Origin of the sequence: Nonomuraea sp. NPDC026600 (assembly GCF_040638335.1) — a bacterium.
Taxonomy (GTDB): domain Bacteria; phylum Actinomycetota; class Actinomycetes; order Streptosporangiales; family Streptosporangiaceae; genus Nonomuraea.
Genome location: NZ_JBEZYD010000003.1, coordinates 95621 through 109145, shown reverse-complemented (window position 1 = coordinate 109145; position 13525 = coordinate 95621). Strand labels below are relative to the sequence as shown.

At 70.9% G+C, this 13525-nt stretch carries 12 protein-coding genes; 7 read left to right on the top strand and 5 right to left on the bottom strand.

Going from position 1 to position 13525, the window contains the following annotated elements; all coding sequences use genetic code 11:
* Window positions 1–8 precede the first annotated feature (8 nt).
* Window positions 9–1589 carry a serine/threonine-protein kinase gene (locus tag AB0F17_RS07275; RefSeq protein WP_358017707.1) on the bottom strand — a complete coding sequence of 527 codons (1581 nt, stop codon included), beginning with the start codon at window positions 1587–1589 and terminating at the stop codon, window positions 9–11.
* A gap of 108 nt (window positions 1590–1697) precedes the next feature.
* On the opposite strand from AB0F17_RS07275, the gene meaB reads away from it, so the two are divergent.
* The 4 genes from meaB to AB0F17_RS07255 all read left to right on the top strand — a co-directional run bounded on the left by meaB (window position 1698) and on the right by AB0F17_RS07255 (window position 6837).
* Window positions 1698–2657: a methylmalonyl Co-A mutase-associated GTPase MeaB gene (gene meaB / locus AB0F17_RS07270; RefSeq protein ID WP_358017703.1), complete on the top strand. Its 960-nt coding sequence runs from the start codon at window positions 1698–1700 to the stop codon at window positions 2655–2657.
* Between the two features lie 143 nt (window positions 2658–2800).
* Window positions 2801–5071, top strand: a complete 2271-nt coding sequence (locus AB0F17_RS07265; protein ID WP_358017700.1) for a CehA/McbA family metallohydrolase — start codon at window positions 2801–2803, stop codon at window positions 5069–5071.
* Between the two features lie 57 nt (window positions 5072–5128).
* Entirely contained in the window at window positions 5129–5746 is a 618-nt protein-coding gene (locus AB0F17_RS07260; protein WP_358017697.1) for a TetR/AcrR family transcriptional regulator, read from the top strand.
* Entirely contained in the window at window positions 5743–6837 is a 1095-nt protein-coding gene (locus AB0F17_RS07255; RefSeq protein ID WP_358017694.1) for an acyltransferase family protein, read from the top strand. The genes AB0F17_RS07260 and AB0F17_RS07255 overlap by 4 nt, the downstream gene beginning before the upstream one ends.
* A 10-nt stretch (window positions 6838–6847) precedes the next feature.
* Here the strand turns inward: AB0F17_RS07255 and AB0F17_RS07250 are convergent, their stop codons facing one another.
* Both AB0F17_RS07250 and AB0F17_RS07245 read right to left on the bottom strand, forming a co-directional pair.
* Window positions 6848–8617 (bottom strand): long-chain fatty acid--CoA ligase, encoded by a 1770-nt coding sequence (locus tag AB0F17_RS07250; RefSeq protein WP_358017691.1) that lies wholly within the window; start codon window positions 8615–8617, stop codon window positions 6848–6850.
* Between the two features lie 66 nt (window positions 8618–8683).
* The gene (locus tag AB0F17_RS07245; protein ID WP_358017688.1) at window positions 8684–8851 is read right to left on the bottom strand and encodes a hypothetical protein; all 168 of its coding nucleotides are present in this window, start codon (window positions 8849–8851) and stop codon (window positions 8684–8686) included.
* 25 nt (window positions 8852–8876) lie between these two features.
* Between AB0F17_RS07245 and AB0F17_RS07240 the strand changes: the two genes are divergently transcribed.
* The 3 genes from AB0F17_RS07240 (at window position 8877) to AB0F17_RS07230 (ending at window position 12191) form a co-directional block, all read left to right on the top strand.
* Window positions 8877–9398: a CGNR zinc finger domain-containing protein gene (locus AB0F17_RS07240; protein ID WP_358017684.1), complete on the top strand. Its 522-nt coding sequence runs from the start codon at window positions 8877–8879 to the stop codon at window positions 9396–9398.
* 179 nt (window positions 9399–9577) lie between these two features.
* Window positions 9578–11170 carry an ABC-F family ATP-binding cassette domain-containing protein gene (locus AB0F17_RS07235; RefSeq protein WP_358017681.1) on the top strand — a complete coding sequence of 531 codons (1593 nt, stop codon included), beginning with the start codon at window positions 9578–9580 and terminating at the stop codon, window positions 11168–11170.
* 37 nt (window positions 11171–11207) lie between these two features.
* Window positions 11208–12191, top strand: a complete 984-nt coding sequence (locus tag AB0F17_RS07230; protein WP_358017678.1) for a hypothetical protein — start codon at window positions 11208–11210, stop codon at window positions 12189–12191.
* 59 nt (window positions 12192–12250) lie between these two features.
* Here AB0F17_RS07230 and AB0F17_RS07225 read toward each other — a convergent pair whose 3' ends face one another.
* Together AB0F17_RS07225 and AB0F17_RS07220 are read right to left on the bottom strand one after the other, a co-directional pair.
* Window positions 12251–12511: a zf-TFIIB domain-containing protein gene (locus tag AB0F17_RS07225; protein WP_214641807.1), complete on the bottom strand. Its 261-nt coding sequence runs from the start codon at window positions 12509–12511 to the stop codon at window positions 12251–12253.
* Between the two features lie 55 nt (window positions 12512–12566).
* Window positions 12567–13421 (bottom strand): phosphotransferase, encoded by an 855-nt coding sequence (locus AB0F17_RS07220; RefSeq protein ID WP_358017675.1) that lies wholly within the window; start codon window positions 13419–13421, stop codon window positions 12567–12569.
* Window positions 13422–13525: the final 104 nt, after the last annotated feature.

The following is a 13525-nucleotide window of genomic DNA, read 5'->3' as shown; positions in this document are numbered from 1 at the left end:
GTGTGGCCTCAGTACGTCTCACGCGGGCACAAGGTGACGGAGACGCTCCGCTGCCTGGCCACGGGTGAGGTGATCCGCAGAGTCGCGGAGTGGGTGCCGCCGGTGCCCTTGAGGTTGCGGGGCGAGGTCAGGTACAGCTCGCCGTCCTCCGGGATGATGGCCGTCGACCGCCACACCGTCCTGCCGTCGATGATCCAGGTGAAGCCGAAGTTCACCGCTTTGCCCTGGCGCTGGACCAGGCCGGTCAGCGTCACCTGGCCGCCGGCGTAGCACCCGTTGTCGAGCGCGCCGCCGACGCGGACGTACCGGAGCTTGAGCTGCCCGGTAGCGGTCGCGGGGTCCGCGGTGGGGGTGCCGTTCTGGCTCGCCGGATCCGTGGTCGGCTGGGACGTATCGGTCTTCTTCGGGCGTGGCGTACGCGTGGGGGAGGTGGACGGGCTCGGCGTGCTCGTGGAGACGCCCGACAGGTTCTTCGGCTGCGGTGTCGACGGGGTCAGCCACACGATCGCCCCGGCCAGCGCCAGCACCGAGATGCCGGAGGCGCCCGCGATGGCGGCGGTCTTCCCTCGCCGCCGCGCCCGCCCCGCTCCCGGTCCGCCGTCGCGCCCGGCCGCCTGTCCCTGCGCGGTCCCGTGCGCGGCGGCCTGATCCGGCGCAGCACCGTACGCGGCCTGGTCGGGGGCGGCACCGTACGCGGCCTGATCCGGCGCGGCACCGTACCCGGCCTGGTCGGGGGCGGCGCCGTATCCGACCTGGCTCGGCTCGGCGCCGTACCCCGTCGGGCCAGGCGGCGGTGTCACCGGCCGGGACTGTCCGCCGAGCAGGTGCAGCAGCACGTCCTGCATGGACGGGCGGTGCCCCGGATCCTTGGCCAGGCAGCTCAGCACCACCGAACGCAGCGGTTCCGGCAGCTCTCCCACCTGCGGCTCGCTGTGCAGGATGCGGTTGATCACCGCGGGCAGCGAGTCGTCGCCGAACGGCGGCACCCCCGACGCCGCGTACACGATCACCGACGCCCACGCGAACACATCCGCCTGAGCCCCCACCACCTGCCCCGCCAACTGCTCGGGCGCCATGTAGGCGGGCGTGCCGACGATGCTGCTCGTCGAGGTCACCCCGGAGACGAGCGCGCGGGCGATGCCGAAGTCGATGACGCGGGGGCCGTCCCGCCCGAGCAGCACGTTCGACGGCGTGAAGTCGCGATGGACGACGCCCGCCTGATGGATGGCGGCCAGCGCGGTCGCCGTGGCGACCGAGAGCCGCTGCAGCTCCGCCCCGCTGTGCCGGCCCGCGTCCTGGAGCGACGGCCCGTCCACGTACTCGGTCACGATGTACGGCCGGCCCGACGTCGAGGCGTCGAGCACCTGGGCGATGCAGAACGGCTCCACCCGCCGCGCGGCGGCGATCTCCTTGGCGAAGCGGTCGTCGCCCGCGATGTCCTCACGGAGCACCTTGATCGCGACCGGCGCCCCGTTGCGCGCCTGGCCGAGATAGACCACGCCCTGACCGCCCGCGCCCAGCCGCCCGACGAGCCGGTAGCGCCCCACTGCCGCCGGGTCGCCCGCACGTAAGGGTTCGACATTGGGCATAAGGGGAGTGACTCCTGTGACCGCTGAGAATAGACAGTCCAGCACCCTAGCGCCAAAAGTCAGGATTTGTGGACGTTAGGCTTACCGAGCGTAGAAAAGGAGGGGTGAGTGCGTTCGCTGGAGGACTATGCCCGCGGCGTGCGAGAAGGGTCGCGCACGTGGATCGCCCGAGCGATCACGCTCGTGGAGTCGACCAGGGCGGACCACATCGTGCTCGCCCAGCGGCTGCTGGTCGAGCTCACCCCGCTGTCCGGCGGGGCCACACGGGTGGGCGTGTCCGGGGTGCCGGGCGTCGGCAAGTCCACCTTCATCGACGCCCTCGGCACCATGCTGACCGGCCAGGGCCACAAGGTCGCCGTACTGGCCGTGGACCCCTCCTCCACCAGGACCGGCGGGAGCATCCTGGGCGACAAGACGCGCATGGCCCGCCTCTCGGTGGACCCCGGCGCGTTCATCCGGCCCTCGCCCACGTCGGGCACCCTGGGCGGTGTCACCAAGGCGACCAGGGAGGCCATGGTCGTGGTGGAGGCGGGCGGGTTCGACGTCGTGCTCGTCGAGACCGTGGGCGTCGGCCAGTCGGAGACGGCGGTGGCCGACATGGTCGACACGTTCCTGCTGCTCAGCCTGGCGCGTACCGGGGACCAGCTGCAGGGGATCAAGAAGGGCGTGCTGGAGCTGGCCGACGTCATCGCGGTCAACAAGGCGGACGGCGAGCACGAGCTCGCGGCGCGTAAAGCGGCGCGGGAGCTCGCGGGGGCGCTGCGCATGCTGCGTTCCGGCTCCGCGCCGCCGCCGGTCCTCACGTGCAGCGGCCTCACCGGCGCCGGGCTCGACGAGCTGTGGCGGAAGGTGCTCGCCCACCAGAAGTCGCTGGACCTGGCCGCCAAGCGCCGCGGCCAGCAGGTGCAGTGGACGTGGACGCTGGTGCGCGACCGGCTGCTCACCGAGCTCCGGGACGCGCCGGAGGTGGCGGCGATCGCGGACGAGGTCGAACGGGACGTCCTCGCGGGCACCCTCACCCCCGCGCTCGCCGCCGACCGCCTGCTGAACGCTTTCAAGCGCCCCTGACCGACGACCGGCTGAGGTGAGTGGTTCTCGGGTTGAGATTCCTCCTCCGCTGGGTGGAATATCCCATCCACTTCTACGCGCCGTAACCGATCGGTGACGTGATCCATGTCACTATGGCGCACATCGGACGCGGGGAGGGGCCCATGGATGTGGAGTCGGAGCTGCCGGAGGCGGTCACGGGGGCACTGGAGGAGTACGGGCGGCTGCTCGGCGAGCACGGCATCACGTGGGGCGAGCCGGAGATCCCCTACGTCAAGCTCTTCGCCAGGCGCAGGGTCCTGGCTCCCGCCCAGATGGACCTGTTCTGGCGGCTGGCCTTCCGCCGCCTCGCCGAGCGCCACCCCGGCGAGGCCCTGGACCAGCTCGCCACCCGCCTGGCGGAGCCGGACTTCGACGAGCTCCTGCGCGACACGCTCGACGGCGAACTGCCCGCCCACCTGGCCGCCCTCCGCCTGACGGCCACCGGCGCCGTCCTGGACTGCGTGCCACAGGCGGTGCTGGACGGCGTACCGCAGACGGTGCTGGACGGCGTACCGCAGGCGGTGTTGGACTGCGGTACGCAGGATCTCGCGCCGTGCGCGGCGCAGGATCCCGCGCCGCGCGTGCTGCTGGACCGCGCGGACCACGCCAGGCCGCGGATCGCGTTGCTGGTCGACTCGCGGCGCGACGTCGCCCACACCGTCGTCGTGGACGATGCCGAACGGGTCGTCGCGCCGCGAGGCGCCTGGCTGGTCGAGATCGACCGCGACAGCACGCTCACCGTCGACGGAGCGTCCGTGCCGATCGACGGGCTGGTCAGGAGGGCCCCGGCCGCCACGGTACGGCTGAGCGCCGGGTTCCCCTGCCGGTGGAGCGTCACCGGCGCCGACGGCCAGGGCTGGTTCCCCGAGGCGACCCCGCACCGCCACGATTTCCACGGCCGCCCGTACTTCCACGGCGACGACCTTCTCCTGCGTGTCCCGGCCGAGCCGCTGACGATCACGGTGACGAGGGGCATGGAGTACGGCGAGGCCACCACGGAGATCACCCCGGAACCGGGCGAGGAGCGCCTGGTCCGGCTGGTCCCGCAACGGATCTACGACGCCGCGGCCCTCGGCTGGTACGGCGGCGACCTGCACGTACACCTCAACTGGGCCGGCGACGTGGTCGGCGGCCCGTCCGACGCGGCGGCGGCGCAGCACGGCGAGGACCTGCACGTGCTCAACCTGCTGGCCGGCAACGTGTCGGGCGCCCGCGTCTACGACCGGGCGGCGCTCGACCACTGGGGCGGCGAAGATCTGCCCTGGTCCGACGCGACCCACGTGGCCAGGATGGGCGCCGAGTACCGCAACGACCTGCTCGGCCACGTCTACGCCTTCGCGCCGCTGGCGGCGCCGGAGCGGTTCCACAGCGGGTTCGACGGCGACGCCGACTGGCCGCCCAACGCCGAGGGGCTGCGCGAGCTGCGCGGCCTGGGGGCGCTGGTCGGCTACAGCCACCCGTTCCACCAGCCGATCGGCGACAGCGACTCGCCCAAGTCCATCGTCTGGCCCGCGCCCCGCAACTGCGCCGCCAGGGAGCTGGTCGCCGACGCCGCGCTCGGGCTCGTCGACAGCCTCGACGTGCTGACCCACTCCTCGATCACGGGCACCGCGGCGGTGTACCGGCGGCTGATCGGGGCGGGCAACCGGCTGGCCGTCACCGCGGGCACCGACTCGATGATCTCCTTCACCCGGGCCGGCAACCAGTCGAACCCGCCGGGCTGGGCCCGCGTCTACGCGCAGGTGGAGGGCGCGCTGACCGCCGCGTCGTTCGCCGACGCGGTGCGGGCCGGCCGTACGTTCGCCACCACCGGACCCTGGCTGGAGCTGTCGGTCGACGGGTACGGGCCGGGCGACACGATCGACGCCCGCCCCGGCGACCGGCTGACGGTCACCGCCACCGCCATCGGCCCGGAGGCCACGGCGGTCCGCGTCCGTACGGCCGAAGGCGTCCGCGCCGGAGCCGAGCGCCTCCCGGCGGGCGAGCGGTGGGGCGGCGAGGTACGCGGCCTGGAGCCCGCGACCAGCCCCGGCGACTGGGCCGAGGCCGGCGGCCGCCCGCCGACGCTCCACCGGCGTGGCGAGGAGGAGGTGCTGAGCGTGACGGTCGAGCTGGAGGCCGGCCACCCCACGTACGTGATCGCCGAGGCCCTGTGCGACCCGCACCCGCGCACGCTCAACCACACCGGCTACGCCCTGACCAGCCCCGTACACGTGGACGTCGACGGCGGGCGGGTCGCCAGGCCGGCCGACGTCCAGTGGTGCCTCGACTGGCTCGACCTGCTCGAAGGCCTCATCAAGCGGTACGCCAGGCTGGCCGGCCGCGACCAGCTCGCCGACCACCTGGCCGTGCTGCGACAGGCCAGGGCGGTCTACCGGTCGCGCCTGCGCTGAGGCCGATGGCCGTACACGAGATGCGCACATCCTGGCCGCATGTGTTAAATTTTGGCCATGCGGTCAGAAATTGAGTCGAGCGGCCAGAAGGCGCGCTCGTTCATCGAGGAGGCGCGGCGGGCCCAGATCGTCGCGTCCGCGATCGAGGTGATCGCCGAGTCGGGGTTCGCCGCGGCGTCGCTGGCCCAGATCGCCAAGCACGCCGGCATCAGCAAGGGCGTCATCTCCTATCACTTCGCCGGCAAGGACGAGCTGATGGAGGAGGTGGTCAACCGGGTCTACACCGCGATCGGCGAGCACGTGCTGGCCGAGATGAAGGGTGTGGAATCGGCCACGGTCCTGCTCAAGACGTACATCCTGTCGATCACCGCGCACATGAGGGCGCATCGGACGCAGCTCAGGGCGCTCGGCGAGATCTTCTACAACCTGCGCACCGCCGACGGCCAGCCGCGTTACGGCATCAAGGCCAACGAGGAGACCTACGCGGAGCTGGAGCGGATCTACCTCGCCGGGCAGACGAGCGGGGAGTTCCGGCAGTTCGACGTGCGGGTGATGGCCGTCACGATGTCGGCGGCCGTCGACAACATGTTCGGCTACTGGGTGACCTACCCCGACCACGACCTGGACGCGCACGCCAGAGAGCTGGCCGACCTATTCGAGAGGGCCGTAAAGTGAAGACCGAGCTGAGGACCGCCACGCGGCTCTTCGCCATCGACAACCTGCGCATCGTGCTGACCGCGCTGGTGGTCATCCACCATGTCGCGGTCACGTACGGGAACATCCCGCTCTGGTACTACATCGAGCCCGCCAAGGACCCCTCGGGGGTCGCGCTGGACATTCTCGTGGTGTTCAACCAGGCGTTCTTCATGGGCTTCTTCTTCCTGATCTCCGGCTTCTTCACGCCCGGCTCCCACGACCGCAAGGGCGGGCGGGCGTTCCTGCGGGACCGCCTGATCCGGCTGGGCATCCCGCTGCTGGTCTTCCTGCTGGTGCTGCGGCCGTTGGTGACGTTCGGCTCCTACAAGTCCGCATACGCCTCGCTGCCGTACTGGCAGTACTACATCGGGTCGTGGGACCCGGGACCGATGTGGTTCGCCGAGGTGCTGATCGTGTTCGCCGCGCTCTACGTGCTGTGGCGGCGCTTCCGCGCGCCGGCCGAGGCGGAGGTCGGGGCGCGGGACTCGGTGCTGCGGGTGCGCTGGATCGTGCTGTTCACCGTCGGTCTGGCGGTGGCCACCACGCTGTGGCGGATCCCGGTGCCCGTCGGCTCCTACGTGCCGGTGCTCGGGCTGCCCACGCCGTACTTCCTGCCGCAGTACGCGGCCATGTTCGTGGTCGGCCTCATCGCCTTCAGGCGCGGCTGGTTCCAGACCCTGCCGGCCAGGGCCGGGCTGCTCGGGCTGATCAGCGCGGGCCTGGTTACGGTCGTCCTGCTGCCGCTCGGGCAGCTCACCACCGGCCTGCTGTCGACCGCCGTGACCGCCACCTGGGAGTCGGCCTTCGCCGTCAGCCTGATCATCGGGCTCACCGTGTTCTTCAGGGAGCGGTTCAACCACCAGGGGCCGCGCGGCAGGTGGCTGTCGGCCCAGGCGTTCACCGTGTACATCATCCACCCGCTCGTCCTGGTGCCGATCAGCTACGCGCTGGCCGGGCTGCACGCGGTCGCGGTCGTCAAGTTCGCCGTGGCGGCGGTCATCGCGCTGCCGGTCTGCTGGGGGCTGGCCTACCTGGTGCGGTCGCTGCCGGGCGCCAAGCGAGTGCTGTGACCGGCACCGCTCACGCGGGGCCGTCGTAGAAGGAGTCGAGCGTGTCGCCGTAGCGTTCCTCGACGGCCTTGCGCTTGACCTTCAGGCTCGGCGTGAGTTCGCCCGTCTCCACGGTGAAGTCCGCCGCCAGGATGGCGAACTTCTTGACCGTCTCGTAGCTGGCCTGGTCGGCGTTGACCGTCTTGACCGCGCGCTCGACCTCCTCGCGCATGCGCGGATGCTCGCGCAGCGACTCCGGGTCGGCGGGCAGTCCCTCGGCCTGGGCCCACGGCTTGACGACCTCCATGTCGAGCGTCACCAGCGCCGTGACGTAGTTGCGCCGGTCACCGTGGATGAAGACGTGCGACAGGTACGGGCAGGCGGCCTTGATACGGCCCTCCAGGTAGGTGGGCGCCACGTACTTGCCGCCCGAGGTCTTGATCAGCTCCTTCTTGCGGTCGGTGATCATCAGCCGCCCGGCCTCGTCGAGCTCGCCGATGTCGCCGGTGTGCAGCCAGCCGTCGGACAGCGTGCCGGCCGTCTCGTCCGGCAGGCCGTGGTAGCCGCGCATGATGCCGCGCCCGCCGATCAGGATCTCCCCGTCGTCGGCGATCCGCACCCGGGTGCCGGGCAGCGGCTGCCCGACCGTGCCGAACCTCACCGAGTCCGGCCGGTTCAGGAAGCTGCCCGCCGACGACTCGGTCAGCCCGTAGCCTTCGAGGATCGTCAGGCCCGCCGCGTCGAAGAACTCACCGATGTCCTGATTGAGCGGCGCCGCGCCGGAGATGAAGTAGCGGATCCGGCCGCCGAACCTCGCCCGCAGCTTGGCGAACACCAGCCGGTCCGCCAGCCCGTACTCCAGCCGGGTGGTGAGCGGGATCGCCACCCCGTGCTGGCGGGCCTTGCTGACCCGGATGCCCGTCTCCCGGGCCCAGGCGAAGATGCGCGCCTTGACGCCGCCCTCGCGCTGCACGGTGGCCACCACGGTGTTGTGGATCTTCTCGAAGATGCGCGGCGCGGCGGCCATGATGGTCGGCTTGAGCGTGCCGAGGTTCTCGGCGATGCGGTCGAGCCGGCCGTCGATCGCGGTGGCCACGCCGATGTCGATCATCACGACCTGCAGCAGCTTGCCGAACGAGTGGGACAGCGGCAGCCAGAGGAAGTGCAGGTCGGCTTCGGAGAGCAGGTCGATCTTGCGGACCGCGTCGGCGGCGTACAGCCAGTTGTCGTGGGTCAGCTCCACGCCCTTGGGGCGGCCGGTCGTACCGGAGGTGTAGATGAGCGTCGCCAGATCGTGCTCGCCGATGGCGTCGACCATCGCGTCATAGTCGCCTGCTGTGTCCTGGGTGCTCAGTGAGTCCAGCGTGAGCACCCAGCCGTCGTCGGCGGGCTCGCCGTCGATGACGACGACGTGGGTGACGTCGGGCAGTTCCTTCTGTACGGACCTGAGCTTGGCCACCTGGTCGTCGTTCTCGGCGATGATGATCGTGCTGCCGGAGTCGGTGATGACGAAGGCCGACTCGGCGGCGGTGTTGGACGGGTAGATCGTGGTGGTCGCGGCCCCCGTGGACAGCACCGCGAGGTCGGTGAGCACCCATTCGAGCCGGGTGGAGCAGAGGATCGACACGCGGGTGCCCGGACCGGCGCCCAGGGCGGCCAGGCCGAGGGCGAGCCCGCGTACGCGTTCGCCGACGTCCCGCCAGGACAGCGAGGTCCAGCCGTCCTCCGACGGCACCCGATAGGCCTCCGCGTCGGGGGTGGCCGCGACCCGGTCGCGTAGCAGGGCGGGGATGCTGGACATGCCTGACCTCCTGGTGGGGGTGATGCTGCCGACTCTAGATCCCCCGCCCCACACCAGTCGATGCATTCAGCCCCGTCGTACGTCCCCGCGCGGCCCGGTGGTGGCGACCATGTGCGGGGTCCGCACCTCCCACGCTCCGCAGTCGCAGCGCAGGTAGGACACGACACCCTCGGAGGTGGAGTGAGAGGAGACGACGGCGAGAGCCAGCGGGTCGTGGACATGTCTGGAATGCATGACTCCAGCCTGATGTAATGGTCTTATGCATTTCAATGCTTACGGAGGCAACGGCGCCGCCCTGGCGGCCGCCCTGGTCAACGGCACCGACTTCCGGCCGGAGGCGATCGAGCCGATGCTCACGGAGCACGGCATGCTCCGCCCGCAGGTCACGCCCGGGCAGGCGCGCGAGCTGGCGGAGTGGCGGCACCGGCTGGCCCCCCTGTTCGGCGAGCGGGACCAGGACACCCAGATCAAGCTGATCAACGACCTGCTCGACATCACCGCGTCCAAGCCGTACGTGAGCGCGCACGACGGCCGCGAGCCGCACCTGCACTTCTTCTCCGTCGACGCCGACATCGTCAGCAGAACGAAGGACACCACCGCGGGCGGGCTGGCCATGGCCATCTCGTTCTCCGACGGGCGCAGGCTCGGCCGGTGCGACAGGGCGGGGTGCGACACGGTGTACGTCGACACCTCGCGCAACGGGCGCCGCCGGTTCTGCTCGCTGGCCTGCTCCAACAGGGTGAACGTGGCGGCCCATCGGGCCAGGGGTCTTGCCGGATAGGTTCCGGGCGGGTACTGTCCTCTGCGACGTATCGCCGAGCCCTGGGGGCAGTTGACGTGAGGATCTGAGGTCGCGGGCACCGCACCTGGCCGATTCCTTCGGCGTACGATCCTTCGGCGTATTCAGCGGTGTTTCCCGCCAAGTCACGAAATTTCGATCTTTGTGACGGGAGCCACCTCATGTCTTTTTCCATTGTCGTTGACGGCGTGTCCTTCTCCTGGTCCGACGGCACTGCTGTGCTCGACGGCCTGGACGCCGCCTTCCCGGCCGGGCGTACCGGTCTGATCGGGGCCAACGGCTCCGGCAAGTCCACCTTGCTCAGGATCATCGCGGGCGAGCTGGTCCCGCGTACCGGATCGGTTGCCGTCGCGGGAGAAGTGGGCTACCTGCCGCAGAACCTCTCCCTGAAGGCCACCCGTACCGTCTCCGACCTGCTCGGCATCAGTGCGGCCCGGTCGGCGCTGCACGCCATCGAGGCCGGTGACGTCGCCGAGGAGCACTTCGCGGCCATCGGCGACGACTGGGACGTGGAGGAACGCGCGCGGGCCGAGCTGGACCGGCTCGGCCTCGACCACGTCGGGCTCGACCGTACCGTCGCCACGCTGTCGGGCGGCGAGACCGTCATGGTCGCGCTGGCCGCCCAGTTCCTCAAGCGGCCCGACGTACTGCTGCTCGACGAGCCCACCAACAACCTCGACCTCGACGCGCGGCGGCGCCTCTACGCCGCGGTCGCCGCCTGGCCGGGCGTGCTGGTGGTCGTCAGCCACGACAGGGCGCTGCTCGAACTCGTCGACCAGATCGCCGACCTGCGCGAGGGCACCGTCCGCCGCTACGGCGGCAACCTGAGCGACTACGAGGAGATGCTCGCCGCCGAGCAGGAGGCCGCCGAACGCGACGTCCGGGTCGCCGAGGCCGACGTGAAGCGACAGCAACGCGAGCTCGTCGAGGCCCGCACCAAGCTCGACCGGCGCCAGCGGTACGGCAAGAAGATGTACGCGAACAAGCGCGAACCGAAGATCATCATGCAGGAGCGCAAGCGCCAGGCCCAGGTGTCGGCCGGCAAACACCGCAACATGCACACCGAGAAGCTGGAGGAGGCCCGTGACCGGCTGACCGAGGCCGAGCAGGCCGTCCGCGACGACGCGGAGATCCGCATCGAACTGCCGGGCACCGCGGTGCCCGCCGGGCGCGTGATCCTGGAACTCCCGCTTCCCCGTCCGGCGCGCGACACCGACAGGGAAGATGGCCTGGTACTGGAGGAGCTGGTCGTGCGCGGCCCTGAGCGGATCGCGTTGCTCGGCCCGAACGGGTCCGGCAAGACCACCCTGCTGCGCCGGATCGCCGAGCACGGTGCGAACGTCCCGGTCCGCTACCTGGCACAGCGGCTCGACCTGCTCGACGACTCACTCAGCGTGCTCGACAACGTCCACGCGCTGGCGCCGTCCGCCCCGGTGCACGAGGTGCGCGCCCGTCTGGCGCGGTTCCTGTTCAGGGGCGACCGGGTGTCGCGGCCGGTGGGCACGCTGTCGGGCGGCGAGCGGTTCCGCGCGACCCTGGCGGCGCTGCTGTCGGCCGAGCCCCCGCCGCAGTTGCTCCTGCTCGACGAGCCGACCAACAACCTCGACATGCCCAGCGTCCGCCAGCTCGCACAGGCACTCGCCGCCTACCGCGGCGCGCTGATCGTGGCCAGTCATGATCTGCCATTCCTGGAAATGCTCGGTTTGACCAGGTGGCTGCGCCAGGACCGCGACGAGGGACTGGCTGAATCGTGATTGACGGGCGGGGATCAATCCGGAGATAGTGTGGCAGGTGGCTGCCCCTCGCTTGATCTCCTCCGCGCTCGCGCTCGCGACCCTCACGCTGGCCGCGTGTTCCGCCACGCCGCAGCGGCCGAGTGGCGGCGAGGCCAGCGTGAGCGGTGTCGGCGGCGGCACCGGCTCGATCATCGCGAACTCCGGCCCCGCCACCCCCCAGAGCACCGGCCCCACCGCGCTGACCGCCGAGGCGTACAAGAGCGAGCTGGGCACCAAGCACAAGGCCATGCTCGACGCGATCAACGCCATGGTCGGCGCTCGTACCTTCAAGACACTCGACCAGCGCGTGCAGCGCGCCCAGGAGCAGTTGCTGGGCGCCGCCAACGAGCTGGCCGCCATGACGCCGCCCCAGGAGGTACGCGCCCAGCACGACGCGTACGTGAGCAGCCTGCGCGAATTCGCCACCCAGCTCGGCACCACGGCGGGCAAGGTCGGCAGCCGCACCCTGTGCACCTCGTCGGCCGTGCTGACCGACCTGGGCAGCCGGCTCGGCTCCCTCGACAAGGCGGGCGAAGCGCTGCAGGGCGCCGGTGGCTATCCGGCCGACGTCGTCACCGTCAAGGCCAAGGGCAAGCAGACGAGGCGGCTCGGCAACGGCCACTACCTGCGCAAGGGCAGCATGACGGGCCGCAGCTCGCTGCAGATCGACAACGGCGGCACCCGCGACGCCGTCGTCACCGTCATGAAGGGCAAGTCCAGGGCGTTCAGCGTGTACGTGCGCAAGAAGTCGAAGTTCAAGGTCAGGGGCGTCCGCGACGGCACCTACAAGATCTTCTTCACGCACGGCGTGGACTGGGACGGCAAGAGCAAGTCGTTCACCCGTGACTGCAGTTTCGAGCGGTTCCAGAAGACGGTGAAGTTCAAGACCACGTTCACCTCGACGCAGATCCTCTGGCACGACTGGCGGGTCACGCTGCACGCCATTTCCGGGGGCAACGCCCGCACCTCCGACGTGGATCCGGGGCAGTTCCCCAGCTGAAATGCCGGGGCCGCGCACCTGGAGTGCGCGGCCCGCCCTGTTTCAGGCCTCAGACCAGGTCAGGTCGAGAACAGCATGCCCACCCAGCTGCGCTGGCCGCGGTGGTGGCCGTAGTGGCCCCCGTGAGGAGCGCCGTGGGGAGCGCCCCATGCCGGGCCGGGCGCGGGCGGGGGAGCGGCGTGGTACTGCGACTCCATCCGGGTCAGCGTCTCGAGCTCGCCGTAGTCGAGGAAGATCCCACGGCAGTTGTCGCACTGCTCGATGTGGACGCCATTACGCTCATATGTCCGCATATTGCCGCGGCACTTCGGGCACTGCATGTCGCGCTCTCCTCGGCTTTGGAGTTTAGGGAAGAACCTACCGCGCGCGACCCCGTCACGCTCGGACGATTCTGTTGCACGACTCGACCAACGAATGCTCTACCTCGTCCAGTTCCCGATGCTCCCGCTCGGCGTTGAGCACCGCCACGGCGGCCAGTTGGACGGTCAGCGCCCGCGCCGGAAGGTCCAGCCACTGCCACGGGTCGTCGCCCCGGCCGAGCGCGGGCCCGCCGGAGGCGAGGTAGGCGCCGAGGAACCGATCCCAGACGTCCGGGTCGAGCAGCCCCGCGGCGTACCAGGCGGCCGGTCTGGCCAGGTCCCAGGCGGGGTCGCCGATGCCGAGGTCATCGACGTCGATGAGTAACCAGCGGTCGCGGCAGACGAGCTGACCCAGGTGCCAGTCGCCGTGGGTGAGCAGTCCCGGCCCCGGCTCGGGCTCGGGGAGCTCGATGAACGCCCGCCGTACGAGCTGCTCGACGGGACCATCACCGGGCATCCGCCGCACCGCCCTGGCGGCCCGCGCCGGCCCTCCCGCCGCGGGCAGCGCCGGTAAGAACGTCAGAGGTACGGCGTGCAGCCGGGCGAGCAGCCTGGCCCCCTCCTCCCAGGGCGCGGCGTCGGGGTCGTCCTGGGATACGGGACGGCCCGCGGGCCACACCGTGACGGCGCGGCCCGCCACCGTCAGAACCTCGGGGTCCAGCGGTGCCAGCATCAGGCCGCTCAACGCCGCCGACGCGGCCGCGCGCAGCCTCGGCCGCAGCGACTCCACCTTGTCGCGCACCGAGTGCGCCTTCACCACCACCTCGCCCCGGCGCAGGACCACCACGTCCGTACGCGTCGGGTGACGCACGAGGTCGCCCGTGCCGCCATAAGCGCCGGCGATCCCCGCCAGTTCCTCCTCCAGAGCCACTGATACAGACTATCCGGCTGGTGTGGGGTCGCAGCTCGCCGCACGTACTCGCCGGACCATTCAGAATCGCCCACCTGGCCTGCGGTAACGGCAGCCCGTCCACG